Source organism: Fulvimarina thalattae (genome assembly GCF_040239565.1).
Taxonomy (GTDB): domain Bacteria; phylum Pseudomonadota; class Alphaproteobacteria; order Rhizobiales; family Rhizobiaceae; genus Fulvimarina.
Genome location: NZ_JBEHWS010000003.1, coordinates 78,519 through 104,104 on the forward strand (window position 1 = coordinate 78,519; position 25,586 = coordinate 104,104).

General features: G+C 62.7%; 17 protein-coding genes. 3 read left to right on the forward strand and 14 right to left on the reverse strand.

All coding sequences use genetic code 11. The annotated features are described in order from the left end of the window. Positions 1-152: 152 nt before the first annotated feature. The 4 genes from glgB to ABRA89_RS05180 all read right to left on the reverse strand — a co-directional run bounded on the left by glgB (position 153) and on the right by ABRA89_RS05180 (position 8,888). Complete coding sequence (glgB, locus tag ABRA89_RS05165; RefSeq protein WP_349940387.1) at positions 153-2,372, reverse strand: 1,4-alpha-glucan branching protein GlgB; 2,220 nt, start codon at positions 2,370-2,372, stop codon at positions 153-155. Further along, complete coding sequence (treS, locus tag ABRA89_RS05170; RefSeq protein WP_349940388.1) at positions 2,369-5,698, reverse strand: maltose alpha-D-glucosyltransferase; 3,330 nt, start codon at positions 5,696-5,698, stop codon at positions 2,369-2,371. The genes glgB and treS overlap by 4 nt, the downstream gene beginning before the upstream one ends. Positions 5,699-5,775: 77 nt before the next feature. After that, entirely contained in the window at positions 5,776-7,761 is a 1,986-nt protein-coding gene (locus ABRA89_RS05175; protein WP_349940603.1) for an alpha-1,4-glucan--maltose-1-phosphate maltosyltransferase, read from the reverse strand. A 275-nt stretch (positions 7,762-8,036) separates the two neighbouring features. After that, entirely contained in the window at positions 8,037-8,888 is an 852-nt protein-coding gene (locus tag ABRA89_RS05180) for a fumarylacetoacetate hydrolase family protein (protein WP_349940389.1), read from the reverse strand. A 262-nt stretch (positions 8,889-9,150) separates the two neighbouring features. Here ABRA89_RS05180 and ABRA89_RS05185 point away from each other — a divergent pair, with 262 nt between their 5' ends. Next, positions 9,151-9,627, forward strand: a complete 477-nt coding sequence (locus ABRA89_RS05185) for a BA14K family protein (RefSeq protein WP_349940390.1) — start codon at positions 9,151-9,153, stop codon at positions 9,625-9,627. 90 nt (positions 9,628-9,717) lie between these two features. Here ABRA89_RS05185 and ligA read toward each other — a convergent pair whose 3' ends face one another. Further along, on the reverse strand, positions 9,718-12,183 hold the full coding sequence (ligA, locus tag ABRA89_RS05190) for an NAD-dependent DNA ligase LigA (RefSeq protein ID WP_349940391.1): 2,466 nt from the start codon (positions 12,181-12,183) through the stop codon (positions 9,718-9,720). A gap of 160 nt (positions 12,184-12,343) precedes the next feature. Between ligA and ABRA89_RS05195 the strand changes: the two genes are divergently transcribed. Together ABRA89_RS05195 and ABRA89_RS05200 are read left to right on the forward strand one after the other, a co-directional pair. Continuing rightward, entirely contained in the window at positions 12,344-12,619 is a 276-nt protein-coding gene (locus ABRA89_RS05195) for a ribbon-helix-helix domain-containing protein (RefSeq protein WP_349940392.1), read from the forward strand. 6 nt (positions 12,620-12,625) lie between these two features. Next, the gene (locus ABRA89_RS05200; protein ID WP_349940393.1) at positions 12,626-12,952 is read left to right on the forward strand and encodes a type II toxin-antitoxin system RelE/ParE family toxin; all 327 of its coding nucleotides are present in this window, start codon (positions 12,626-12,628) and stop codon (positions 12,950-12,952) included. Between the two features lie 10 nt (positions 12,953-12,962). On the opposite strand, the gene ABRA89_RS05205 is transcribed toward ABRA89_RS05200, so the two are convergent. The 9 genes from ABRA89_RS05205 to glyS form a co-directional block, all read right to left on the reverse strand. Beyond that, a complete protein-coding gene (locus ABRA89_RS05205) occupies positions 12,963-14,069 on the reverse strand; it encodes an FAD-dependent oxidoreductase (RefSeq protein ID WP_349940394.1) in 1,107 nt (368 codons plus the stop codon). Next, positions 14,069-15,739 (reverse strand): DNA repair protein RecN, encoded by a 1,671-nt coding sequence (gene recN / locus ABRA89_RS05210; RefSeq protein ID WP_349940395.1) that lies wholly within the window; start codon positions 15,737-15,739, stop codon positions 14,069-14,071. The genes ABRA89_RS05205 and recN overlap by 1 nt, the downstream gene beginning before the upstream one ends. A gap of 178 nt (positions 15,740-15,917) precedes the next feature. Then, positions 15,918-16,715, reverse strand: a complete 798-nt coding sequence (locus tag ABRA89_RS05215; protein ID WP_349940396.1) for an outer membrane protein assembly factor BamD — start codon at positions 16,713-16,715, stop codon at positions 15,918-15,920. Between the two features lie 177 nt (positions 16,716-16,892). Continuing rightward, positions 16,893-17,831: a UDP-3-O-acyl-N-acetylglucosamine deacetylase gene (lpxC, locus tag ABRA89_RS05220; protein WP_349940397.1), complete on the reverse strand. Its 939-nt coding sequence runs from the start codon at positions 17,829-17,831 to the stop codon at positions 16,893-16,895. A gap of 304 nt (positions 17,832-18,135) precedes the next feature. After that, positions 18,136-19,716, reverse strand: coding sequence for a cell division protein FtsZ (gene ftsZ / locus ABRA89_RS05225; protein ID WP_349940398.1), 1,581 nt, complete (start codon positions 19,714-19,716; stop codon positions 18,136-18,138). Between the two features lie 140 nt (positions 19,717-19,856). Next, positions 19,857-21,182 (reverse strand): cell division protein FtsA, encoded by a 1,326-nt coding sequence (ftsA, locus tag ABRA89_RS05230; RefSeq protein WP_349940399.1) that lies wholly within the window; start codon positions 21,180-21,182, stop codon positions 19,857-19,859. A gap of 6 nt (positions 21,183-21,188) precedes the next feature. Further along, the gene (locus ABRA89_RS05235; RefSeq protein WP_349940400.1) at positions 21,189-22,073 is read right to left on the reverse strand and encodes a cell division protein FtsQ/DivIB; all 885 of its coding nucleotides are present in this window, start codon (positions 22,071-22,073) and stop codon (positions 21,189-21,191) included. Beyond that, positions 22,061-22,984 carry a D-alanine--D-alanine ligase gene (locus tag ABRA89_RS05240; RefSeq protein ID WP_349940401.1) on the reverse strand — a complete coding sequence of 308 codons (924 nt, stop codon included), beginning with the start codon at positions 22,982-22,984 and terminating at the stop codon, positions 22,061-22,063. The genes ABRA89_RS05235 and ABRA89_RS05240 overlap by 13 nt, the downstream gene beginning before the upstream one ends. A gap of 408 nt (positions 22,985-23,392) precedes the next feature. Next, positions 23,393-25,585, reverse strand: a complete 2,193-nt coding sequence (gene glyS / locus ABRA89_RS05245) for a glycine--tRNA ligase subunit beta (RefSeq protein WP_349940402.1) — start codon at positions 25,583-25,585, stop codon at positions 23,393-23,395. Between the last annotated feature and the right edge of the window lies 1 nt (position 25,586).

The following is a 25,586-nucleotide window of genomic DNA, read 5'->3' on the forward strand; positions in this document are numbered from 1 at the left end:
TCCGTTTGCTCGGCCTGAGAATAAGAGTGCATTTTGGGCCGGGCAAGTCGTTAGCGTCACCCGTAACCGGCGGAAGGTCGACCGCCCGCTCACACGGAAACGACACCGGCAAAACCGCCGATGCCGCTCAATTTGCATCGATGCGCCGCCAGTCAGTCCTCGTGCACCATCACGATCGTTCCCAGCGGAGGCAAGCTGAGGGAGATCGAATAGGGCCGACCGTGCACCGAATGCTCCTCGGCTTCCTTGCCGCCCATATTGCCGACATTAGAGCCGCCGTAGATTTCCGCATCGGTGTTGAGGCGTTCCGTCCAGGTGCCCGCCTTCGAAACGCCGACACGATAGTCATGGCGAGGAACCGGCGTGAAGTTGCAGACGATCAGCACGGTACGCCCAGCCCTGTCCTTGCGGGCATAGGCGAGGATGCTCTGTTCGACATTCGCCGTATCCACCCATTCGAAGCCGGCCGGCTCGCAATCGAGTTCGTGCAGAGCGGGAATTTCCCGATACATGTGGTTGAGATCGCGCACGAGGGTCTGCAGACCCTTGTGGCGGCTGCCGTCCTCGTCGACGAGATGCCAGTCGAGGGACTGGTCGTGGTTCCACTCCCGCCACTGGCCGAACTCCTGCCCCATGAAGAGCAGCTTCTTGCCGGGGTGGGTCCACATGAATCCGTAATAGGCTCTGAGGTTCGCGAACTTCTGCCATTCGTCGCCCGGCATCTTCTCGATCATCGAGCCTTTGCCGTAGACCACCTCGTCATGGCTGATCGGCAGAATGAAGTTCTCCGAATAGGCATAGACCATGCCGAAGGTCATGTGGTGGTGGTGGTAGCGCCGGTTGATCGGCTCTTCCTGCATGTAATGCAGGGTATCGTGCATCCAGCCCATGTTCCACTTGAAGTGGAAACCAAGACCACCGGCATAGGTCGGGCGTGAGACGTCCGGAAATGCCGTCGACTCTTCGGCGTGCGTCGTCGCCTTCGGAAAATATTCGCCGACGCGTTCGTTGGTATCTTTCAGAAACGCCATGGCTTCGAGGTTTTCCCGGCCGCCATGGATGTTCGGCTCCCATTCGCCCTCATTGCGCGAATAGTCGAGGTAGAGCATCGAGGCGACGGCATCGATTCGCAGCCCGTCGATGTGGAACTGATCGAGCCAATAGAGACCGTTGGCTACGAGGTAGTTCTTCACCTCGGGCCGGCCGTAGTCGTAGATCAGCGTGTTCCAATCCTTGTGGAAGCCACGATTGGGGTTCGGATGCTCGTATATCGGCCTGCCGTCGAAGAGCCCTGGCCCGTGCGCGTCAGTCGGGAAGTGGCCCGGTACCCAGTCGACGAGAACGCCGATGCCCTTCTGGTGCATGGTATCGACGAGGCGCGCAAATCCCTCGGCAGTGCCATAGCGCGACGAGGGCGCGTACATGCCGATCGGCTGGTAGCCCCAGGAGCCATAGAACGGATGCTCGGAGACCGGCATCAGCTCGACATGGGTAAAGCCCATTTCTTCGACATAGGCGGCCAGCTTCTCGGCGATCTCGTCATAATCGAGGAAGCGGTTTTCCGGTCCGCGCTGCCATGAGCCGAGATGGACTTCATAGATCGAGATCGGCTTTTCGCGGTCCTGCCATTCGGCTGAATGGGACTGGAACTCCTGATCCTTCCACTCGTGCTCGACGAGGCCCTCGACGACGGATGCAGTCGAGGGCGCGAGTTCCTGGCGAAAACCAACCGGATCGGCCTTCAGCGGCTGCATCGCCCCGTCCGGCCCGATCACCTCGTATTTGTAGACCTCGCCCTTGCCGATATGCGGGATGAAAAGTTCCCAGACGCCACATTCGTGGCGCTTGCGCATGACCGAGCGACGGCCATCCCATGAATTGAAGTTGCCGACCACCGAGACGCGCCGAGCATTGGGCGCCCAGACGGCGAAGGCCGTGCCCTTCACGCCGCCATTGTCCATCGGATGGGCGCCGAGCTTCTCGTACATCCGGTAGTGGTTGCCTTCGGCAAGAAGATAGACGTCCTGCTCGCCGAGGATCGGCCCGAAGCGATAAGGGTCTTCTTCCTCCCACGCCTCGTCCTTGTGGGTGTAGCGCATGCGGTAGGGCATCTGGGCGGTGAGGCCCGGCACGAAGCCGGAATAGAACTCCTCCGGCCCGAACGGCTCCAGCTTGCCGAGTTCCTTGCCACTATCGTCGATCACCGTCGCGCTGTGCGCACCCGGTCGATAGACGCGGACGATCGAGCCGCCCTCGACCTCGAAACGGCCGAGAATGGAGAACGGATCGCCGTGGACACCACGACCGATCTCCCAGGCCCTGCTTTCGTCGGGGCGGTGATCGATCCCGGAAGCGGTGTTGGTCGAGCTCATTTCAATACCTGTCTTTTCTCGAGAAGCGCGATGATGCCGCGGAGCGGGATCGACAGCCAAGCCGGACGCATGGCCGCCTCATAGCGCAGTTCGTAGAATGCCTTCTGAAGCACGAAGAGATCGAGCAGCTGCGCCGTCGCGTCGTCTTCGAGTGAGATGCCGGACGCTTTGCTCCAGTGCTCGAGGAACTCTTCCGTGACCTCGTCGCGCCAGGTGAGTGACATCTCGCGCAGGCGCTCGGCGGTCTGCTCGTCCACCGGGCCGGCGCGGTCGCGCGCGGCGAAGGCGGCATAGTCGAACGAGCGGATCATGCCGGCGACATCGCGAAGCGGCGAGAACTTCTCGCGGCGCTCTTCCAGCGTGCGGCCCGGCTCACCCTCGAAATCGAGGATGACGACGTCGTTCTTGGCGACCAGAACCTGGCCCAGATGATAGTCGCCATGGATGCGGATCTTATGGGCGCGAACCTTCAGCCCGCCGAACCGATCGAACCAGGTAAGGATGTCCTTTTCGGCCGAGACCAGTCGGTCGACCGCTTCGATTTCGTCGGCCGGAAGGTTGGGCTTGGCCTCGCGCAGAATGTCGAGCGCCTCCTTCGCCTCGGCCTTGGCGTCGCCGACGAGCTTCATGTAGCGCTCGTCGTCGAACGGCTCTGGGTCGAAGGCTTCGTCGCCGGTCACCGTCGAGAGGGCGGCATGCATTTCACCGGTCCGCCGACCGAGCACCTCGCCCGGATCGATCTGGATCATCAGCTGCTGCTCGGCGGCGGCCTCATCGTCCTGAACACCGGTGTCCTCGCCCTGATGAACATAGGCATGATCGCGCAGATAGCGCGCGAGCGCGTCGACGATCACGGTCCAGGCATCGCCCTGGTTCTGGATCTGCTCGAAGAGTGCCGCGATCGCGGTCCGCGTGCCATCTTCGCGCACGAGTTCGATTGAGCCGTAAAGTGCGGGCGCCGCATCGAAATCGGTCTTCTCGGTCAGGAAGCGCGTAACCTCCAGCTCCGGCTGGATGCCGTCGCGCAGACGGCGATAATATTTGAGGATCGCCTGTCCACCGATCAGCACCGAGGTGTTCGACTGCTCGCCGGTGAGAACGCGGATCGCATCCGTATCGACGAGGAGCGACTGGGCGAGCCCGTCCTTCTCGGTCTTGGAGGCTTCGACGACAAGTTCGCCACCCGTGAGATCGATATTGGTGTCCGCCGCGATCAGCGACACGACGATCTTTGCGAACTCTCCACTGCGCGTGCCGTCTATCAGCGCGCCGATCTTCGGTCCCTGCCTGACCTTCGCGATCGTGTAGGGCAGGTTCGGTTCCTGGGCGCTGAGGTTGTGTTCGCCCCAATTGACCGAAAGGGGCATGAGGTAATGCTGCTCGCCATCCTTGGCCGGTACGACGACCTCGGTGAAGAGATGACGCCGCGCATCCGGCGTTGGCGGACCGAGCACCTTCATGTCGATGCGCTTGGGATTGTCCGACTTGGCGGCGAACCAACGTTGATTGCCGACGAATTCCGGCAGCGCGGATTTGAGTTCTGTGAGGTTGCGGCCCCCTATGGTCGACTGGAGGTCGCCCGGCGCGACCAGCGTCGAGAAGGCCGGTAGCGGCGTCGGTGCATCGGGGCGGTTGGTGGAAGGCGCAGCCGAAAGATCAAACCAGAAGAAGCCGTAGGCCGGCAGCGTGAGCATATAAGGAAGCTCGCCGACCTGTGGGAACGCCGAGAGACCGAGCATCTCCACCGGCGTTGCGCCGGCATGTTTGGAAAGGTCGAGTTCCACCGCTTGCGCCGAAGACGAGAGATTGGCGACGATCAGCACCTTCTCGTCGCCGTACTCGCGCAAGTAGGCAAGGATCTTGCGATTCGAAGGCAGGAGGAAATCGATCGTACCACGCCCGAAAGCTTCCTTCGTGCGGCGCACCTGGATCAGCCGGCGCACCCAATTGAGCTGCGAAGCCGGGTTCTTCGACTGGGCCTCGACGTTGAGCGCCTGATAGCCGTAGATAGCGTCCTGGATCACCGGCAGATAAAGCCGCTGCGGATCGGCGCGGGAGAAGCCGCCATTGCGGTCCGCCGACCATTGCATGGGCGTGCGGACGCCGTCGCGGTCGCCGAGATAGTAATTGTCGCCCATGCCGATCTCGTCGCCATAGTAGACCGTCGGCGTGCCCGGCATCGACATCAAGAGCGCGTTGAGAAGCTCGACCTTGCGCCGGTCATTGCCCATGAGCGGGGCGAGACGCCGGCGAATGCCGAGATTGATGCGGGCACGAGAGTCGGCGGCATAGGTCGACCAAAGATAGTCCCGCTCTTCCTCGGTCACCATTTCGAGCGTCAGCTCGTCATGATTGCGGAGGAAGATCGCCCACTGGCAGTTCTCCGGAATCTCTGGCGTTTGGCGCATGATGTCGGTGATCGGATGCCGGTCTTCCTGGGCGACCGCCATGTACATGCGTGGCATGAGCGGGAAGTGGAACGCCATATGGCATTCGTCGCCCTCGCCGAAGTAGGGCCGCGTATCCTCCGGCCACTGGTTCGCCTCGGCAAGCAGCATCCGGTCGGGATAGTGCTTGTCGAGATCGGCGCGGATCGCCTTCAGGACATCGTGGGTCTCGGGGAGGTTCTCGTTGTTCGTCCCCTCACGCTCGACGAGATAGGGGATCGCATCGAGCCGCAGCCCGTCGACGCCTTTGTCGAGCCAGAAGTGCATCACCGAGAGCACTTCTTCCATCACCTTCGGATTGTCGAAGTTGAGGTCCGGCTGGTGCGAGAAGAAGCGGTGCCAGAAATACTGCTGGGCGACGGGGTCCCAGGTCCAGTTGGACGTCTCGGTGTCGGTGAAGATAATACGGGTGAGATCGTAGCCCTTGTCGTCGTCCGCCCAGACGTAGAAGTCGCGCTCGGGCGAACCCTTCGGCGCATGCCGAGCGGCCTGGAACCAGGGATGCTGATCGGAGGTGTGGTTGATCACCAGCTCGGTGATGATCTTCATTCCGCGCTTGTGCGCTTCCTCGATCAGTCGCTCGACATCCTCGATATTGCCGTAGGACGGATTGACCGAACGATAGTCGGAGATGTCATAGCCATCGTCCCGCAGCGGAGAGGGATAGAACGGCAGAAGCCAGATCGCCGTGACGCCCAGCTCCTGAATGTAGTCGAGCTTAGACAGGAGGCCGGGAAAGTCGCCCACCCCATCGCCGTTCGTATCGGCGAACGTCTTCACATGGAGCTGGTAGATGATCGCATCCTTATACCAGTCCGGGGCGTCGGGATCGATTCCGCCCGACGGGTCGAGCGCTGCGGCGGTGACGATTTCATTCATCGAGCAAGAGGTCTTTCGAGCGTTCGTATGGGTTGTGGCGCAAAGGGTCAGATGCCGGACGGGCCGGCGTCAAGGCGTCAAGCCGAAGTCAGCTTGAAGACGGCATAGGGGCATTCCTGCGGGTCGAGCCACCAGTGCTGCACCTTGCCGTGCCAGGCGACCACCTGCCCGCTGGCAAGGTTTTCGGCCTGAACGAGGCCGTCGTCGCCCAAGCCGAACTCCCACAGTGGCACTTCGAAATGGCCGCCCTGCGGATGGTGCGGATCGAGATTGACCATGAAGAGCAAGTAGGAGGAGCGATCCGCCGTGCGTTTGCCATAGTAGAGGACCTGATCGTTCCAGAAGTTGAAGAAGGCGAGCGAGCGGAAGTCCTGCATGGCCGGCTCGTTGTTCCGCAGCCGGTTGAAGAAGGCGATGTCGTCGCGAATGTTCCCCTCGGCCTTCCAGTCGAAGGCGCGGATCTCGTATTTTTCAGAGTTGAGATACTCTTCCTTGCCCGGGACCGGCAGGAATTCGCAGAGCTCGAAGCCGGAATAGACGCCGTAATTCCCGCCGAGGCTGGCCGCCAAAGCCAACCGTGTGCGAAAACCGGGCCGGCCTGAGGTCTGGAGATAGATCGGATTGATATCCGGCGTATTCACGAAGAAATTCGGCCGCATGTAGTCGGCGCATTCCTCCGTGGTGAGCTCGGTCAGATATTCCTGAAGCTCCCACTTCTCGTTCCGCCATGTGAAGTAGGAATAGGACTGGTTGTATCCGACCTTGGCGAGGCGCTTCATCACCTTCGGGCGCGTAAAGGCCTCGGCAAGGAAGATGGCCCCCGGATCAACCTTGCGCACCTCCGCGATCACCCATTCCCAGAACGGGAACACCTTGGTGTGCGGGTTGTCGACCCGGAATATTCGCACGCCCTTGTCGAGCCAGAACAGGAAACTGTCACGCAGCTCGTACCAGAGGCTCGGCAGTGCTCCACGATAGAAGTGGACGTTGACGATGTCCTCGTACTTCTTCGGAGGGTTTTCGGCGAACTTGATCGTCCCGTCAGGGCGCCAGTCGAACCATTCGGGATGCTCCTTGATCCAGGGGTGATCCGGCGAGCACTGGATGGCATAGTCGATCGCGATCTCGAGCCCGTGCTCCTTCGCCTTCGCGATCAGATGCGCGAAGTCCTCGAAAGTGCCGAGTTCGGGATGAATGGCATTGTGCCCACCGTCCGGCGAACCGATCGCATAGGGACTGCCCGGATCGTCTTCGTCCGGCGTCAGGGTGTTGTTCTTGCCCTTCCGGTTGGTCTTGCCGATCGGGTGGATCGGCGGGAAATAGAGGACGTCGAAGCCCATCTCCTGAATGTCCGGCAGACGCTTCTCGACATCGGCGAACGTGCCGTGGCGTTCGGGGTCGCCAGACTGGGAGCGCGGGAAAAGCTCGTACCAAGCCGAGAACGCTGCCGCCGTACGGTCCACCCAGACTGGAATATCGCCTGGAAAGCGCGACAGGTTCGTTCTGTTGCCCGCCCGTTCGAGCAACGCGATGGTCTCCGGGTCCATCATCAGCGAATATTGCGCGGTGGAGTCGCCCTGCCCCGCCGCCTTTTCGAGCCGCTCGTGGAGCGTGACGAGCGCCTTCTGGTCTTTCTTGTCGCCGCGCCCGGAGCCCTGCGCCGCCTTCACGAGTTCTCGTGCTTCGGTCAGCTCGAGATCGGTCAGCTTGTCGGCATCGAGCTTCTTCTTCGCCTCGTCGCGCCACGTCGCATAGAGATCGCGCCATGCGATGATCGAATAGCGGTAGGGGCCGGGTGTCTCGAACCGGATCACCGCCTCCCAGCGATCGTTGACGAGGAAGGTCAGCGGTTCTTCAGCCCAATTGGCCGATCCGGCCTCACCGTAGACGACGGCCGCCGCGATCTTGTCGTGACCGTCTGAGAAGACGTCCGCCGAAATGGTCAGGTCTTCGTTTTCGACCCGTTTGACGGCGAACCGTCCGCCGTCGACCATCGGCGTGACGCCCTCGATCGCGAGCCGATTTTCCGCCAGCTGCATCAGGTCCGCCTCGAACGGAGGCATCAAGGGCGTTTCGTCCTTCCTTTTTTTCCTTTTTTTAGGTTCGGACGTTTTCGCGTCGGACATGGGCGATGCCTTCCGATTGCCGGTTCCAAGGAACGAAGCCTGCGCCGGTGCTTACGAAGCCGGCCATGGATTTCTGATGAAAAGGGATAGGAGCGCGCCGTCCCATGTCCAGCACTGCTTGCCGCTTTAATCGCCACCAACGCGCCGAACGGTCGGGCATCAGACCAAAATTGCGACCGGACATGGGCTCTGTAGCACCCGCCTAAATGCGGTCAGTTCTGCGATTTACCGACCACCACCTGCCGCTGTTCGCCAAGCCCGCCGATCCCGAGGGTGATGATGTCACCTTCCTTGAGGAATTGCGGTGGCTCCATGCCGGCACCAACGCCAGCCGGCGTGCCGGTCGTGATGACGTCGCCCGGCTCCAGCACCATGAACTTCGAGAGATAGGAAACGATGAAAGCCGCCGAGAACAGCATGTCGCTGGTCTTGCCGCGCTGTCTGATCTCGCCGTTGACGCTCAGCCAAAGATCGAGCTTTTGCGGGTCGCCGAGCCGGTCCGGCGTCACGAGCCATGGCCCCAGCGGACCGGTGAACGGCGAGCTCTTGCCCTTGATGAACTGGCCGCCCCTCTCCTTCTGGAAGGATCGCTCCGAGATATCGTTGCACAGACAGAAGCCCGCGACATGGTCCATCGCTTCGGATTCGGAGATATCGTAAGCCCTGTCGCCGATGACGATCGCAAGCTCCACCTCCCAGTCGAGCTTGGTCGATCCCGGCGGAATCGGCACGTCGTCATGTGGACCGCAGATCGAGGACGGAGCCTTCGAAAACACGAGCGGTTCTTTGGGCTTCTCCGCGCCAGTCTCCGCTGCGTGGTCGGCGTAGTTCAGGCCGATCGCGATAAAGTGACCGACCCGACCGACCGGGCTGCCGAGGCGGTGCGAGGGGTCGATCTTCGGCAGGCTCTTCGGATCGATCGCAGCCAGCCGCTCCATGCTGTGCCGTGACAGGACATCGCCGGCAATGTCGTCGATTTCCGTCGAAAGATCGCGGATCACCTGCTCGTCGTCGATGAGCCCGGGCTTTTCAGAGCCCATTTCGCCGTATCGCAGTAGCCGCATTCTCAATCCCCTATGGTCGTTGCAGCCGGATGTTTCGATCCGGCACGACCAACATTGCGCCCCGCCGCGTTCAGTCCAGCGCCATGTGACTGAAAAGAACTGCTTGCCGGCCACAAGATTGGCGGAAGACGTCGAACGATCCAGGCTTGACCCGCACGCGAGAGTGGCGCTTAGTTTTGAACCAAAGACCAGAAGACACTGTTCACCGAGTGTTCAGGTCGCGGGGAGCTTTATCGAGATCCCCCTTGGATGAGGAAATCCGATGTCGTTCTTCAAATCCTTCAGTATCAAGATCGTGGCGCTGGCCCTTGCCTTCTCCCTCGCGCCCGTAACCATGCCCGCCGGCGTAACGCTGCCCGGTATCGGCGTCAGTGCCGCAAAAGCCGATCCCTATTACCGCGGCTATCGCGGCGGACGGCATTATCGCGGTGCCCGGCATTATCGCGGCCACCGCCGGTACGACCATCGCCGCAACTATCGCCATCGTCGCGGCAATGCCGCAGCAGCTGCCGTGATCGGCGGCATCGTCGGCCTGGGTGTCGGCGCTGCGATCGCCGGCCAGCCGCGCTATTACGAACCGCGCCCGGTCTATCGCACCCGCCCGGTCTCCCGTCACTACGGTTCTCCGCGTCCATGGACCGGCGAGTGGTACCGCTATTGCGCCGCCAGGTATCGGTCTTTCGATGCACGCTCGGGTACGTTCCAGCCCTATCACGGTCCGCGCCAGCTTTGCCGTTAAGCGCATAGATCGACAGATCGAGTAACGAATTACGCCGCCGACCCATCGGGTTCGGCGGCGTTTTCATTTCACCAAGAGGAGGAGTGCCACTCAGGCCGGCGGTTCGCGGCCGATCCGCTCGAACCAGGCCGCCTCGTCGATCACCTCAATCCCGAGTTCCGCGGCCTTGCTCAGCTTCGAGCCGGCGCCCGGCCCCGCGACCACGAGATCGGTCTTCTTCGAGACCGAGCCGGAAACTTTGGCGCCTAGCCCTTCCGCCATTTCTTTCGCCTCGTCCCGCGTCATTTTCTCGAGAGAGCCGGTAAAGACGATGGTGAGACCGGAGACGGGAGAATCATCGGAAGCAGTCACCGTCATCCGCTCGTTCGTGGTCGAAACGCCGGCCTTGATGAGCGCATCGACCGCCTGGCGGTTATGCTCCTCGGCGAAGAAGTTGATCAGCGACTGGGTCGCGACCGTGCCGATATCGCTATCCGTCGTGAGGCTCAAATAGGGCTGCGCAGGCGCCGTACGCTTCGCTTCGAGAATCGCAGAGCGGACGCCGGCCGGATCGCCAAAGCTCTCTTTCAGGCTCTTGCGCCGCGTCACGTTGAGCCCCGCCGCAGGATCGCGAGTCGGATCGTAGGTCTCGTCCTTCAGCTTCGCCTCGTCGAGGTCGAGGAGCTGCTCGAAGCTCTTGTCCCCGATACCCTTCAACGCGGAAAGCTCTACCCAGGCACCGCCCGGCCTGCCCTTGGCAGCCGCATCGACGCCCTCGATCAAGGCCGCGACATCGGCGAAATGGCGAGCCAGCGCCTTTGCGGTCGTCTCGCCGACGTTTGGAATACCGAGGCCGAAGATGAAACGCTCCAGCGGCAGGGTTCGACGTGCGTCTATCCCGTCGAAAAGGTTCTGCGTGGTCTTCGTGTAGTCGTAGCTTCGTTCGTCGTTGCGCGCTTTCGGTTCTCGCCCTTCGGCCCTTGCAGCCTCATCCTCGGCCGCTTCCCGCTCGCGGCGTGCAGCCAGTGCACGCTCTTCGAGAAGGGTCTTCGTTTTCTCGAAATCGAGGGTGAAGATATCGGCGGGCTGTCGCACGAGGCCCGCGTCGAACAATGCTTCCACGAGCGTATCGCCGAGCCCCTCGATGTCGAAGGCGGAACGCGAGGCGAGATGCTTCAGCCCCTCGCGCCCCTGCGCCGGACAAGTGAGCCCCGCCGTGCAATGGCGCTTGGAGTCGGGGCGTCCTGTACGGGGATTCATCTCCCGCACGGCATTCGAGCCGCAGACGCCGCAGTGTGTGGGGAAAGCGTATGGTTCGGCATCCGCCGGACGTTTCGCGGCGACGACGTCGATGATTTGCGGAATGACGTCGCCGGCACGCTGGACGACGACCGTATCGCCGATGCGAATGTCGAGGCCGCTCGGGCGGATCGTCTCGCCATCGGCATCGATGCCAGCGATGTAATCCTCGTTGTGCAGCGTCGCATTGGAGACGACGACGCCGCCGACCGTCACCGGTTGCAGCCTTGCTATCGGGTTGAGAGCACCGGTGCGCCCTGTCATGACATCGATGCCTTTGAGGACGGTCGTCACCTTCTCCGCCGCGAACTTGTGGGCGATCGCCCATCGCGGAAACCGCGAGACGAAGCCGAGCTCCTCCTGCAGCGCCAGGTCGTCGACCTTGTAGACGACGCCGTCGATGTCGTAGCCGAGGTTCGCCCGGTTCTCTTCGATATGTCGATAATGCTCGATCAGTCCATCGATCGTCTCGAAGCGCTGCATGAGCTCGTTGACAGGAAACCCGAACTTGCCGATCGCCTCGACCACCTCGGTCTGCGTCTCGCCCGGCAGCTCACTTGTCTCGCCCCAGGCATAGGCGAAGAAGCGCAACGGCCGCGATTTCGTCACCGCCGCATCCTTCTGGCGCAGCGATCCGGCGGCAGCGTTGCGCGGATTGGCAAAGCGCGGCTTGCCAGCCGCCTCCTGCCGCTCGTTGAGGGCCGCAAAATCGGCATGAGCCATATAGACTTCGCCGCGCACCTCGAAGACCTCCGGCGCTCCCTCTAGACGCACCGGGATATCGTCAAGCGTTCGCGCATTCGCGGTCACATCTTCGCCCACCGTTCCGTCGCCCCGGGTCGCGGCAGTTTCAAGCTCCCCATTCACATAACGAAGCGACAACGAAAGACCGTCGATTTTCGGCTCGGCGGTGATGCCCAGCCGGTCGGTCTCCTTAAGCTTAGCCATGCGCCGCACACGCTTGGCGAAGTCGGCGACGTCCTCTTCAGTGAAGGCGTTGTCGAGAGAGAGCATCGGCACGGCATGGCGTACCTTGGCAAATGCGGTCGAGGGCGCGGCGCCGACGCGCTTCGATGGCGAATCCTCGCGGACACGCGATGGAAACCGCTCCTCGATCGCGGTATTCCGGCGGCGCAGGGCGTCGTAGTCCGCATCGGCAAGCGTCGGCGCATCCTCGCCGTAATATGCGCGGTCGTGCTCGGCGATCTCGCGAGCGAGCCGCTCCAGCTCCGCAGCGGCTTCCGTTTCGTCCAGTTCCTCGACCGGTTTTTCGGCCATGCCTCGCGCTGCTCCCGTCACCCGACTCGTTCGAAGGGAGTTCCATAGCGCACCTAGGCCCGGAGTCGAATGCTTTGCGGCGGTGATACCCACCCTGCCTTGCCGGCTCCTCGTCCCTATCTTAGGCTGAGTGTATGGCGACTGAAAGGAGACCGGAAACGTGCCGCGAGAACTGAATGTCACGCTGCCCTCCGAGATGGTGAGCTTCATCGAGGACGAAGTGCGTTCTGGCGCCTACGACACGACAAGCGATGCCGTTGCCGAAGCCCTGGAAGAATGGATGTCTGCGCGCGACGCGGCAAGCCGCGAGCAGCGTCTCGAAGAGATTCGTGTGAAAGTGAAGGTGTCGCTCGCCGATCCGCGTCCTTCGGTGCCGATAGATGAGGTGAGATCGCGGCTGAAAGACCTCTACGAACGAGATCTATCAGAACGCTGACCGAGCATGCAGCCACTTCCCGTCCGATTCTTGCCGTTGGCACAGACGGACCTCGAAGACATTTATCGCTTTGTCGCCGTGACGGCGGATAATCCGAGACGCGCAGCTCTCTTCACCGACCGCATCGTCGATCGTGCCGAGAAGATTGGCGATGCACCATACGGCGGCGTCGCCCGTCCCGATCTCGGCGAAGGCATTCGGATGGTCCCGTTCGAGAAATCGGCCGTCATTCTCTATACAGTCGGCGATGAAGAAGTGCTGGTCGTCAACGTCTTCTACGGCGGCAAGGATTATGCCGCCATCCTTAACGCAGGCCCGGCTGCAACAGACTGAAGACCACAACCTATAGCCATTCCGGCTGCGGCAGGTCGAGCGCGAGAAGCCGCGTCGCAATCCGCTTGCGCACCGCAGGGAATTTCAATGCGGCGGGCAATCCGAACCGCAAAGCAGCGCCCAACCAGCCCGGCGGATCACTGATCGTATCCGTCATCGACCGGGTCTGTTCGAGAACTTTCTTCACGCTCGGCATGCGGCGCATTTCGTATTCGCTGGCGCGGCCTTCGCTGAGGAGAAACGCCAACCAAGCTGCATCCCATATACCGAGATTCATGCCGCGGCCGCCCACCGGCGAATGCTCGTGCGCGGCATCGCCCGCGAGAAAGACCATGCCCCGCGCCATCCGCTCTGCGCGGTGAAAGGCGACCTCGAAACTGGACGTCCATCCAACCGAGGCGACATCGTCGCGATCCTTCAGAAGCGCCTCGGGTTCATCGATCACGCCGATGAGCCGACCGAAATCCGGGCCGAAGGGCAGGATGGCTCGCGTCCCTGCCGGACCTCCCAAAGAGAGCCGGATATGATCGGCGTCGATCGGCGTCTTTAGACGAACATCCGCCAGCGCGAATTTCGTCGGGTAACGGTCGCCAAGCCATGGCACATCGAGAAGCCGGCGCACGGCCGAATGCACCCCGTCGCACCCCGCCAGCGCATGGGAAGCGATCCGCTCTCCGGTCGAAAGGATGGCTGTCGGCGCTCGGGTATCTTCCAAGCCGGTCAGCGACACGCCCCATTCCACATCGACGCCCCGTTCAGACAGCCAGTCGATCAGCGCACGCTCTGTCCGCCCTTGGGGCAGCGAGAGAATGAACGGCGTCGGCGTATCCGCGGCATCGAGCGAGAACTCAACCGCCGGCCGTCCAGCCCAGCTGATGCGGACACGGCGGATCGGCTGGCCCTCCGCCACAAGCCGATCCGTGACGCCGGAGGACTTCAACACCGCAAGCGTCGTCGGCATGACTGCCAGCGCACGGGATTCATCGATCGAGGTCGGCCCCTCGCCGCGATCGACGATCCGCACGTTCATGCCCCGCCTGACAGCCTCGACGGCAAGCGCCAAGCCAACCGGACCGGCCCCGGCGATGACCAAAGGTCTGTCGGCGGGCGCGACCATTACACTCTTAGGCCGATCAGCTGGGCGGCAGCCGCCCGCGCCTCGTCGGTCACGGTTTCGCCCGCCAGCATGCGCGCGATCTCCTCGCGGCGTGTCTCGCTCTCGATCTCGACGACGCGTGTCGCGACCCGATCGGCCTCGGCGGTATCCGCCTTCGAGATCAGAAGGTGGGTCGCCGCCCGCGCGGCAACCTGCGGCGCGTGGGTCACGGCGAGCACCTGCACGGTCTTGGAAAGCCGCGCGAGCCGGCGTCCGATCGCATCGGCGACGGCACCGCCCACGCCAGTGTCGATCTCGTCGAAGACCAGCGTCGGCGCCGATCCCCGATCAGCCAGGGCTACCTTCAGAGCCAGTAGGAAACGCGAGAGTTCGCCGCCGGAGGCAACCTTCATCATCGGCCCGGCGCGCGTGCCCGGATTGGTCCGCACGTGGAATTCGATCTCGTCGATCCCGCTCACACTGCCGCGTTCGCCGGTCTGCGTCATGTTGACGATAAAGGCGGCGCGTTCGAGCTTCAGATCGGGCAGTTCCGCCATCACCGCCTCGGTCAGCGTTTCGGCCGTCTCTTGACGGCGCTCCGAAAGCCGGGTCGCAAGGCCGTCATACGTCTTCCGCCGCTCAGCCACCTCGGCTTCGAGCTTGTGGACACGCTCTTCGCCCGCATCGAGTTCGGCAAGGTCGCCGACCATTTTCGCGGTCAGATCGGGCAGTTCGTCCACGGGTACGGAGAATTTTCGGCTGGCCGCGCGGAGGGCGAACAGACGCTCCTCGGCCTCCTCGAGCGCGCGCGGGTCGAATTCCAGCGAACGCATCGCGGTTTCGAGTGCCATCTGTGCATCGGACAGCGCGTCGACACCCGTTCCGAGACGCTCGATCACCTCGTCAAGCAGGCCCGGCACTTCGTCGCGCTTGCGGTCGAGCCGCTTCAGGAGATTGACGAGGGCCGGCATTGGCGAGGTCGGCCCGGAGAGTTCGTCATTCGCATCGTTGACGTCCGTCGCGATCTTTTCCGACTTCATCATGATCGCGCGGCGTTCGGCGAGTTCCTCTTCCTCGCCTGCCACCGGTGCCAGTTCGGAAAGCTCCTCGACGCTCGCGCGAAGATAGTCAGCCTCGCGCGCGGCTTCTTCGACCTTCTTCAGATGCTGGTCGAGTTCGGTCCTCGCTCGGCGCCATGAATTGAAGGCCGCACCCACCTCCGCAACCATCGGCTGGAGCCCCCCGAAGGCGTCGAGCAGATCCCGGTGTGCGTCTGCATCCACCAGAGCGCGATCGGCATGCTGACCGTGGATCTCGACGAGCGCCTCGCCGAGCTGACGCATCAGGCCGACGCTCGCCGGCCGGTCGTTGACGAAAACCCGCGTACGCCCGTCAGCGTTCTGGACCCTGCGCAGTATGACGTCGCCGTCGTTGTCGTAGCCGTTCTCGGACAGAACCTCGCGAACCTTATGGGCACCGGGCACATCGAAGACTGCGGTCACCTCGCCGCGCTCCTCGCCATGGCGCACAAGTGAGCCATCCCCTCGCCCCCCAAGGGCGAGCGAAAGCGCGTCCAGCATGATGGATTTGCCCGCACCGGTCTCGCCGGTCAGAACGGCGAGGCCTTCCCTGAGGGACAGGTCCAATCGTTCGATGAGGACAATATCGCGAATTGCGAGGTGAACGAGCATTTACGGGCTTGGGTCGACGCGAAGAAAAAGCGAGCAGAGGCCGCACGGAAATCGATCCGCTTCGGCTGGCCTGTAGATAGGCGAAAGCTGCCGGCTTGCATATCCTTCCAACGCAAACGGCCCGCCGAAGGGCGAGCCGTTACTAGAGGCTTAGCACGGCCTCGGGATAGGGCTTCGATCAGCCGCGACCCTGCAGAAGCGCGTAGGAATCCTTGTACCATTCGGATTCCGGATAATTCTGGCCGAGCACCGAAGCCGAGGCCTGGGCTTCGCGGACGAGACCCATCGCGTAATAGGTTTCGGTCAGTCGCGCGAGCGCCTCTTCCACCTGCCGGGTTTCCGGATAGACGTCGACAACGTTTTTGAAGCGGTTGATCGCCGCGACGTATTCGCTGCGTTCCTGATAATAGCGTCCGACCTGCAGTTCCTTGCCGGCCAGCTGGTCGCGGGCGATGCGCAGCTTGGTCTGGGCATCCGCGACATATTCAGAGTCCGGATAGTTTTCGATCACGGCGCGCATGGCCTGGGCCGTGCGACCGGCCGCCGTCTGGTCGCGGGTGATGTCCGGGATCTGCCGCCAGTAGGAAAGACCCATGATGTACTGAGCGTAGGCCGCGTCCTCGGTGCCCGGATAGAGCGACAGATAGCGCTTGGTGGAATTGATCGCTTCTTCGTAGTCGCCAGACCGATAGCTCGTGAACGCGCCCATCACGAGGGCCTTGCGAGCCCAGTCGGTGTACGGGTGCTGCCGATCGATCGCCCGGAACTTCGCCGAGGCCTCTCCGAGATTGCCGCCTTCGAGATTGGCGAGGCCCTGATTATAGAGGACCTCCGGCCGCTCGGTCTGCGCGGCGAGCGCCAGCACGTCGACATCGGAGCCACCGTCGGACATGCAACCGGATACAAGAGCGGCTGTCGAAGCCAGCGCAAGGCTCAGCGAAGCTTTGCGGATAAACGCGCCGAACGTCGTCATCATCCTCTGATCATCCCCCTGTCGGTTTCCCCTGTCGCGAATGCGGTCACATTCTTGCGGGAAAAACTCAATACCCCGATCCGCTTCAGATCGGTGCGAGACGGCGTTTTTATGACGATGTGGCTTCGTTCGGACATGCTTTTGCCGGATGGATCGTTGCGCCAAAGGCGCAAACCTCCGTCAAAGCATCTGCGGGCCGTAGGCGGGAGCCGCGACCGCAACCAGCGGCGCATGACGGACCGGATCGATGCGGCGAGCGGGAAGCTCGACGATCTCATAGGCCGTCGGGTCGGACAGCAGCGCCTGAAGCGCCATCGCGTTGAGACGGTGGCCACCGCGATAGGAAGAATAGCAGCCGAGGATGCGAGCACCGGCCAGAGCCTGATCGCCCACGGCGTCAAGAGCCTTGTGACGCACGAACTCGTCCTCGTAGCGAAGACCGTCGGGATTGACGATGCCGCCGTCGACATCGATCACCACCGAGTTTTCCAGCGAGGAACCGAGAGCGTAGCCGGCGGCCCAAAGACGCTCCACATCCTTCATGAAGCCAAACGTGCGGGCTTTCGCGAGATCGCGCTTGAAACGCTCGGGCGTCAGGTCGGCCGCATAGGACTGCCGGCCGATCGCCTCACATTCGAAATCGATCTCGACCTCGAAACGCGTCGTGTTGTGCGGGCGATACTCGGCGCGGGCACCATTGTGCTCGACCGTAACCGTCTTCAGGATCTTGATGTAGCGGCGCTTGACCGGCTGACTGACGAGACCCGTCTCGTCGATCGCGGTGATGAAGGCCGAAGAGCAGCCGTCCATGATCGGCGTTTCGCCCGAATCGACCTCGACAATCGCGTTGTCGACACCGGCGGCATAAAGCGCGGCCATCAGGTGCTCGATGGTTGCGATCATGACGCCGTCACCATCGGCGATCATCGTGGAAAGATCACCGAGGGGGGAGTTCGTCGAAACCGCTTGAATGTCGCGAACCGCGCCATCGTTCAGGCGGCGGCGGAAGATGATGCCGGAATCTGCGTCTGCAGGGGTAAGGTTCAGAGAGACAGGCATGCCGCTGTGAACACCAACGCCGTCGAAACTGATTTGTGCGGCGATCGTCTGCTGGTACATCAACACTTGGCGCAACCTTTCCCACCATGCATATGAAGCGACTGGGCGCCTCATGAAGCGGTCGGTGGATTTCCCCTCGGATCCGGAATCCATTGGCGAGGCACCCCCATGCCTTGCCGATCCCGGTGTCGTGAATGATTACCTAGAATGAGGCTTCCAAATAGCCAAATCACGCTTCTTTACTCCGTGTTACCGGTAAAGCTTCAGGTCAGATTAGAAAACTTTTGTTTACAATAACTTACGACGAAAAAGGCCCGCCGGTAAAACCGACGGGCCTGTGTCCAATCTGCAATAGACGCAGTGTTTAGTTAGCCTGACGCCTCAGGAAGGCGGGAATCTCAAGATGATCTTCCTCGGCCAGAGACCGCGGCTGAGGCGCCGGACGAGCCGTGGATTCCACAGCCTGGCGGCGGGGAGCAGGCTGCGGTGCCGCCGGCCTCGATGCTTCGACCTTGCGCTGCTCGGGCGCTGCGAGCTCCTCGACCTCTTCGCGGCGGGACAGACCCGTCGTCAGGCGGCGCAGGAGACCCATCGGTCCCTTGTCGTCATTCGAGTATTCGGCCTGGGCTGCACGGTTCTCGATCTCGTTCTTCACCACCGGGGGGAAGTCTTCGATCTTTGGCATGCGTGCCTGGGCCGACGGACCGGCCTGACGGCTTGCCTCGGGTGCGACCTGGGCGATCTCGGCCGCGAGAGCGGCCGTGAAATCGTCGTCCATTTCGAGGTCTTCATTGCCATTGGCGCGCGGCTGCGGAGCCGGGGCAGCAGGCTTGGGGGCCGGGGCGGCCGCGACCGGAGCCTCGACACGCTTCTTCTCGGCGACCGGAGCTGCGGCAGGTGCCGGCTTTGCCGGAACCGAAGGCGTTGCTGCAGCCGGGCGCTGGGCCGGCTCGGAGCGCAGCATCGGCTTGTCCTCGACAATCTTGTCGATACCAGTCGCAACAACCGAAACCCGGATAACGCCTTCGAGATTCTCGTCGAAGGTCGCGCCGAGGATGATGTTGGCGTCGGAATCCACTTCTTCTCGGATACGCGTTGCCGCCTCGTCGACCTCGAACAGCGTCAGATCGCGGCCGCCGGTAATCGAGATAAGGAGGCCCTTGGCGCCCTTCATCGACGTCTCGTCGAGCAGCGGGTTGGCGATCGCGGCTTCGGCGGCGGCGAGCGCACGGCCCTCGCCCGAAGCTTCGCCCGTGCCCATCATCGCCTTGCCCATCTCGCGCATCACGGAGCGAACGTCCGCGAAGTCGAGGTTGATCAGGCCTTCCTTGACCATGAGGTCGGTGATGCAGGCGACACCCGAATAGAGCACCTGGTCGGCCATGCCGAAGGCATCGGCGAAGGTGGTCTTGTCGTTGGCAATCCGGAACAGGTTCTGGTTCGGAATGACGATGAGGGTGTCGACATTCTTCTGAAGGTCTTCGATGCCCTGATCGGCGATGCGCAGGCGGCGCTGACCTTCGAAGTGGAACGGCTTGGTGACGACGCCGACCGTGAGGATGCCCTTCTCACGAGCCGCCTTGGCAACGACCGGAGCAGCGCCCGTGCCGGTGCCGCCGCCCATGCCGGCGGTGACGAAGCACATGTGCGAGCCGAGCAGGTGATCGCAGATTTCATCGATCGATTCTTCGGCGGCCGCACGGCCAACTTCAGGCTGCGAGCCCGCGCCTAGACCTTCGGTGACCGCGACGCCCATCTGCACGACGCGTTCGGCCCTGGAGGAACGGAGCGCCTGCGCATCGGTATTCGCGATGACGAATTCGACGCCCTCGAGCCCCGCGCTGATCATGTTGTTGACGGCATTGCAGCCACCGCCGCCGACACCGAAGACGGTGATGCGGGGCTTGAGCTCGGTGATATCGGGCTTGTTGAGGGTGATGCTCATTGCCTTGATCCTCTCTCCAGGTTCCAAAGGCCGTTCTTGCCGCGCGGCCGGATGATGCTTCTTGGTCTCGGGCGACGCGCGGCACGCGCCGTTTCTTCTTCAAGGTGCCGGTCCGCCGCCTCGGGCCGAACCGGCGGTGTTCAGATGCTTCGTCTCAGCCAGGTTCCAAATCGGCCCGCCTTGGTCGACTGGTCGAACATGCGGGCGGCGATCGATGTCGTCGCGACGGTCTCGCGATGCACCACCTGCGGATAGATCAGCAGGCCGACGGCCGCCGAGAACGCAGGCGATTTGTGCGCGGTCGTCAGCCCGGCGACGCCGACGGGGCGGCCGAGGCGGACATTGCGCTGAAGAATGGCCCGGGCCGTGTCAGGCAGACCGGATAGCTGGCTCGCACCGCCGGTGAGGACGACGCGCTTGCCGATGACATGGCCGAGATTGGAGGCGTTCAGACGGTCGCGGACGAGTTCGAGGATTTCCTCGACGCGCGGCCGGACGATCTTCGAGAGCGTCGCCCGCGTGACGGTGACGGTCTCATCGTTGCCTTCCTCGCCGAGCGAGGGAATGGTGATGACATCGTCTTCGTCCGCCAGCTGCGGAAGGGTCGATGCATTGACGACCTTCAGCCGCTCGGCATCCGCGGGATGGATCGAAAGGCCCCGTGCGATATCCATCGTGATATGGCTGCCGCCGATCGCCACCTGATCTGCATAGACGAAACGGCCATTGTGGAAGATCGCGATCGTCGTCGTGCCCGAACCCATGTCGATCGCGGCCGAACCCATCGCGGCCTCGTCCTCGACGAGCGTTGCAAGTGCACTGGCGTATGGCGTCGCGACGAAAGCTTCGACCTCGATATGCGCTTCGTTGAGCGCGGCTTCGAGATTGCGGAGCGGTGCCTCTTCGGCGGTCAGAATATGCATGTCGGCGCTCAGCGTTCCCGCCGTCATGCCGACCGGATTTTCGACGCCGCCCTCACCGTCGATCGCGAGATCGAACGGCACGGAATGAAGCGCGAGGCGCGTCGGCTCGAACTGAATGCGCGCGGCCTGGGATTCGACGAAATCGACATCTGACTGGGTGATCGCCGCAAGCGGATCGAGCGTCGCGCTGCCGCGATAGCTCTTGAGCCGGCCAGCAGTCAGCGAGACGATCAGCGAGCCGACCGAAAGACCAGCCGAAGCTTCGGCTGCGTCCACCGTTGCGCGGATCGCCTTCGCAGCGGCCTCGATATCGATGACATTGCCGGATTTGACACCGCGCGAGCGCTGATGGCCGACGCCAAGCACCTCGATCGTGTGGCTCCGGTCGCGCAGCACCTCGCCTTCCGGGCGCGGGCGCAGCTTGCCGATCATGCACGACATCTTCTCCGAGCCGATGTCGAGAACGGAGACGATCTGCGTGCGCCGCGAAGACAAAGGCTTCATGCGCGGCACGTCTGATTGTTTGCGGAAGAGGAAACTCATAACCCTTTAGCCCTTCGACCGCTGCTTGAGGATCTTCTTGCGCTCTTTCAGCGCAGCGTCCCGGCGCTCCAGCGCCTCCGGCGTCAGTTTGACGACGACGCGGTCCGCGACCCGCATATCGACGGCAAGAATGTCGCGGCCCAGCAAGTTTTGCTCTCGATCCATACGCGCGACCTCCGCCAGTGCCGCGATCGGCTCTTTCTCCGGCAGGCGGATCGTCACCCCATTATCGAGGGCAAGATCCCATCGCCGGTCCCCGACCCTAACGTAGGCTTTTACGCTTGCGCGAAGCTCGGGAAACTCTTCCATTTCATCAAGAATTCGCGCTGCGGCGGTCGGCGCCCCCTCGCCTACGACGACGGGGAGAATGTCGAAACGACCCGGTGCGAAAGGCACGATGGCGGTGCCTTCCCGGTCGACGATCGTGAAGCTTTCGCCTCTCTGCCAGACCGCGTAGGGGCGGTGCTCGATCAGCTCGATGCCGATCCGGTTCGGGTAGTATTTCGAAACCGATGCACGCTCGATCCAGGGCATCGCCTCGATGCTCTCCTGTGCGAGAGCCGGGTCGAGACTGACCAGCGTCTGCGCGCCGGTGCCCCAAAGAGCCTGCAGAATATCGATCTCGGAGGTTTCGGTATTGCCGGAGACTTCGATCGTCTCGATCGAAAAACCAAGCGGGATCGCGAAACCGTCGATCACCGCCGTGGTGTGACCACCCAGAACGATACCGTAGGTGATCGAACCGGCGACAAGACCGCCGGCGACATAGCCAAAGCGCGGCAGCCGCAGCTCGGCCATCCGGCCCGCGAACTGCTCGATCCGCGCCGACGAACGACGTGCCAGAGCGAGAACCGACCCGATCGGGTTGAGCGTGCGCCTTACCTCTCGCATGACGCGTCCTCCACCATCCAGCGGACGAGATCGGCGAAGCTATGGCCGGATTTCGAGGCGATGTCGGGCACCAGCGAGACAGGCGTCATGCCGGGCTGGGTGTTGATCTCCAGCCAGGCGATCTCGCCGCCCTTGCCGAAGCGGTCGTCATAACGGAAGTCGGAGCGTGTCACGCCCCGGCAGCCCATCGCGCGATGGGCAAGCAGAGACCATTCCTGAATCTTGCGGGCGACATCACCCGGAATATCGGCCGGCACGATATGGATCGAACCGCCGTCGGAATATTTGGAATCATAGTCATAGAAGGCGTGGCCTTCCGTCGTGATCTCGCAGACATCGAGCGCGACGTCTCCCATCACGGCGCAGGTGAGCTCGCGCCCGTGGACGAACTGCTCGATGAGAAGGTCGTCGCCGAAGACCCATTCGGACGAGGAGAGTGACTGCGGCGGGTGCGACTGGTTCTCGCGCACGATGATGACACCGAAGCTCGACCCTTCCGCGATCGGCTTGATCACGTAGGGCGGGCTGAACGGATGCTTCTCGGTAATGTCCTGGCGCTTGACCACCTTGCCCTTGGCGACCGGCACGCCGGCCGTCATCGCGACGGTCTTGGCGAGCAGCTTGTTCATCGCCAGAGCCGACGCGGTCACGCCGGAATGGGTGTAGGGAATTTCGAGATATTCGAGGATGCCCTGGATGCGGCCGTCCTCGCCGTAAGGCCCGTGCAGGGCGTTCAAGGCGACATCCGGCTTCAGGTTCGCCAGCGTTTCGGCGACCGACCGATCGACATCGACGCGCGAGACCTGAAAGCCCTCGCCTTCGAGCGCTTCCGCGCAAGCCTCGCCCGAGCGCAGGCTCACCGGCCGCTCGGAGGATAAACCGCCCATCAGTACCGCGACATGCTTGGCCATCGGTTACCAAAACCTCTGCATTCAAGTTCAAAACGACCATCGCAGGGATTTGGTTAAACGGTGGTTAACGCGCTCAATTTGTGGAAAGGTCTAGGAAACGATCCTCAACGAAATCTTATGACGGCGCTTTTGTGTGGCAGCCGCGCAGCACTGTGGCGGATTGGTTACGACGGTTGATTTGATCGGGGAAGCTTGGGAGGCCTGTGCGCGGAAACCGAGGCGCAATGGGCCGATGCCCCTCGATACGGGAACGCCCTCGGCCCGTCACCCTCGGGCTCCGCCACTGGGATCCAAGCGTTTGTGCGGCAAAACGGAATGCCGACGGTTCTCAGATGAAGACGCCGTGAGAATCCCTGGATGCTCGGCACGGCGGCCGAGCATGACGGAGATCGGGGCGGGGTCTTACGCCTACCCGGAAATCTTCGAGAAATCGGCCACCTTCTCACAGGCCGCGCGGATGCGGGCGAGGAGCGCGAGGCGGTTGGCGCGGACAATCTCGTCCTCGGCGTTGACGAGCACCTTGTCGAAGAAGGCGTCCACCGGCGCACGCAGCTTCGAAAGTCCGGCCATGGCCTGTCCATAGTCGCGGGTTTCGAGCGCCTCGGCGACCTCGATCTCGGCGCGATCGATCGCTCCGGCGAGCACCTTTTCCTCCTGCTCGCCCTTGGCGGCGATCAGGTCGGCATCGACGTCAGCGCCGATCGTGGTGCCCTTCTTCTCCTCGGCGGCGAGGATATTCGCCGCACGCCGATAGCCGGCGAGAAGGTTCTGCCCGTCCTCGGTGCCGAGGAACTGGCCCAGCGCCTCGACGCGGCGCGTGATGTCGAGAAGGTCATCGTTGGCCTGTTCGCCAGAGCCCGAGAGGACTGCGTCAACGAGATCATGCCGCGCGCCGGAATCGCGGAGCTGAACCTTCAGACGGTCGTGGAAGAAGGCGAGGAGATCGTCAGGAACGTCGAACTTTCCGAAATTCAGCACCAGCCTGTTCTCGACCAAAATCCGGATCACACCCAGCGCCGCACGCCTCAGCGCATACGGGTCCTTGCTCCCCGTCGGCTTCTCGTCGATCGCCCAGAAGCCCACCAGCATGTCCAACTTGTCCGCCAGCGCGACGCAGATCGCGACCGGGTCGCGCGGGACCTGATCGCCGGGGCCGAGGGGCTTGTAATGCTCCTCGATCGCCGCCTGCACCGATTGATGCTCGCCTTGGAGCCGGGCGTAATAGCGGCCCATCAGGCCCTGAAGCTCGGGGAATTCGCCAACGGCTTCCGTCGGCAGATCGGCCTTGGAGAGCACTGCCGCGCGGCGCACCGTGCTCTTCAACTCGCCCGCCGCGAATGTGTCTTCGCTGGTCGCCACGCCGTTCGCGGTGACCTGAGCCGCAATCTCGCCGGCAATCGCTTCTGCCAGCGCCGCGATGCGCTTGACGCGCTCGCCCTGCGTGCCGAGTTTGGCGTGGAAGGTGACGTCGAGCGCATCGAGTTTCGCCATGCGCTGGTCGAGCGGTTTCGACAGATCGAGCCCGAATTTCTCGGCCGAGGGCTTGAGGCTCTCCAGATCCGGCAGATCTGCCTGATCTGTCTCCCAGAAATAAAGCGCATCGGAAAGCCGCGCCCGGACCACCTTGCCATTGCCGCGCGCGATCTCATCCCCGCCATCGCTCGCCTCGATATTCGAGATGAGGACGAAGTGATTGGACAGCTTGGTGTCTGCGCCGACAGGCCGCGTCACAAAGCACTTCTGGTTCACCTTGATGGTGAGCTGGATCACCTCGGGCGGGATTGCGAGGAAGGCCTCGTCGAACGTGCCCATCAGCACCACCGGCCATTCGACCAGACCGGACACCTCTTCGAGCAGCGCCTCGTCCGGCACCACTTCCAGCCCCAACGCGAAAGCCCTGTTCTCCGCATCGGTGCGGATCATGTCCTTGCGCCGCTCGGCATCGAGGATGACGTGGGCCTTTTCCAGCTTGTCGACATAGTCGTCGAAGCGGCGCACGGAGAAGCTTTCGGGCGCATGGAAGCGATGGCCCGCCGTCGTGTTGCCCGAGCGGATGCCGGAAATCTCGAAGTCGACGACCACCGGCTCTTCGGTCTCAGGACCGAAGGTGCAGAGGATCGACTGGAGCGGCCGCACCCAGCGTAAAGAGCCCGGTTCGCGCGAGGCCGGGCCCCAGCGCATCGATTTCGGCCATGGAAAATTACGGATAATGCCGGGCATTGCCTCGGCGATGATCTCCTCGGCCGGCCGGCCGGGCTTCTTGATCACCGCGACGTAGAAATCGCCCTTCTTCGGGTCCGTGCGCGTCTCGGCTTCCTCAATGGACGAAAGACCGGCCCCGCGCAAAAAGCCCTGGATCGCCTTTTCAGGCGCATCGGTGCGCGGGCCCTTGCGCTCCTCGTTCACGTCCTTGGACGATGCGTCCAACCCGCGCACATCGAGCGTCAGCCGACGCGGCGTCCAGTATTCCCGCGCGCCCTCATAGGTGAGCCCCGCCTCCACCAGCGCATCGGTGACGAGCTTTTTGAGGTCCCCCGCCGCCTTGCGCTGCATGCGGGCAGGAATTTCCTCGGAGCGAAGTTCGAGAAGAAGGTCGGGCATT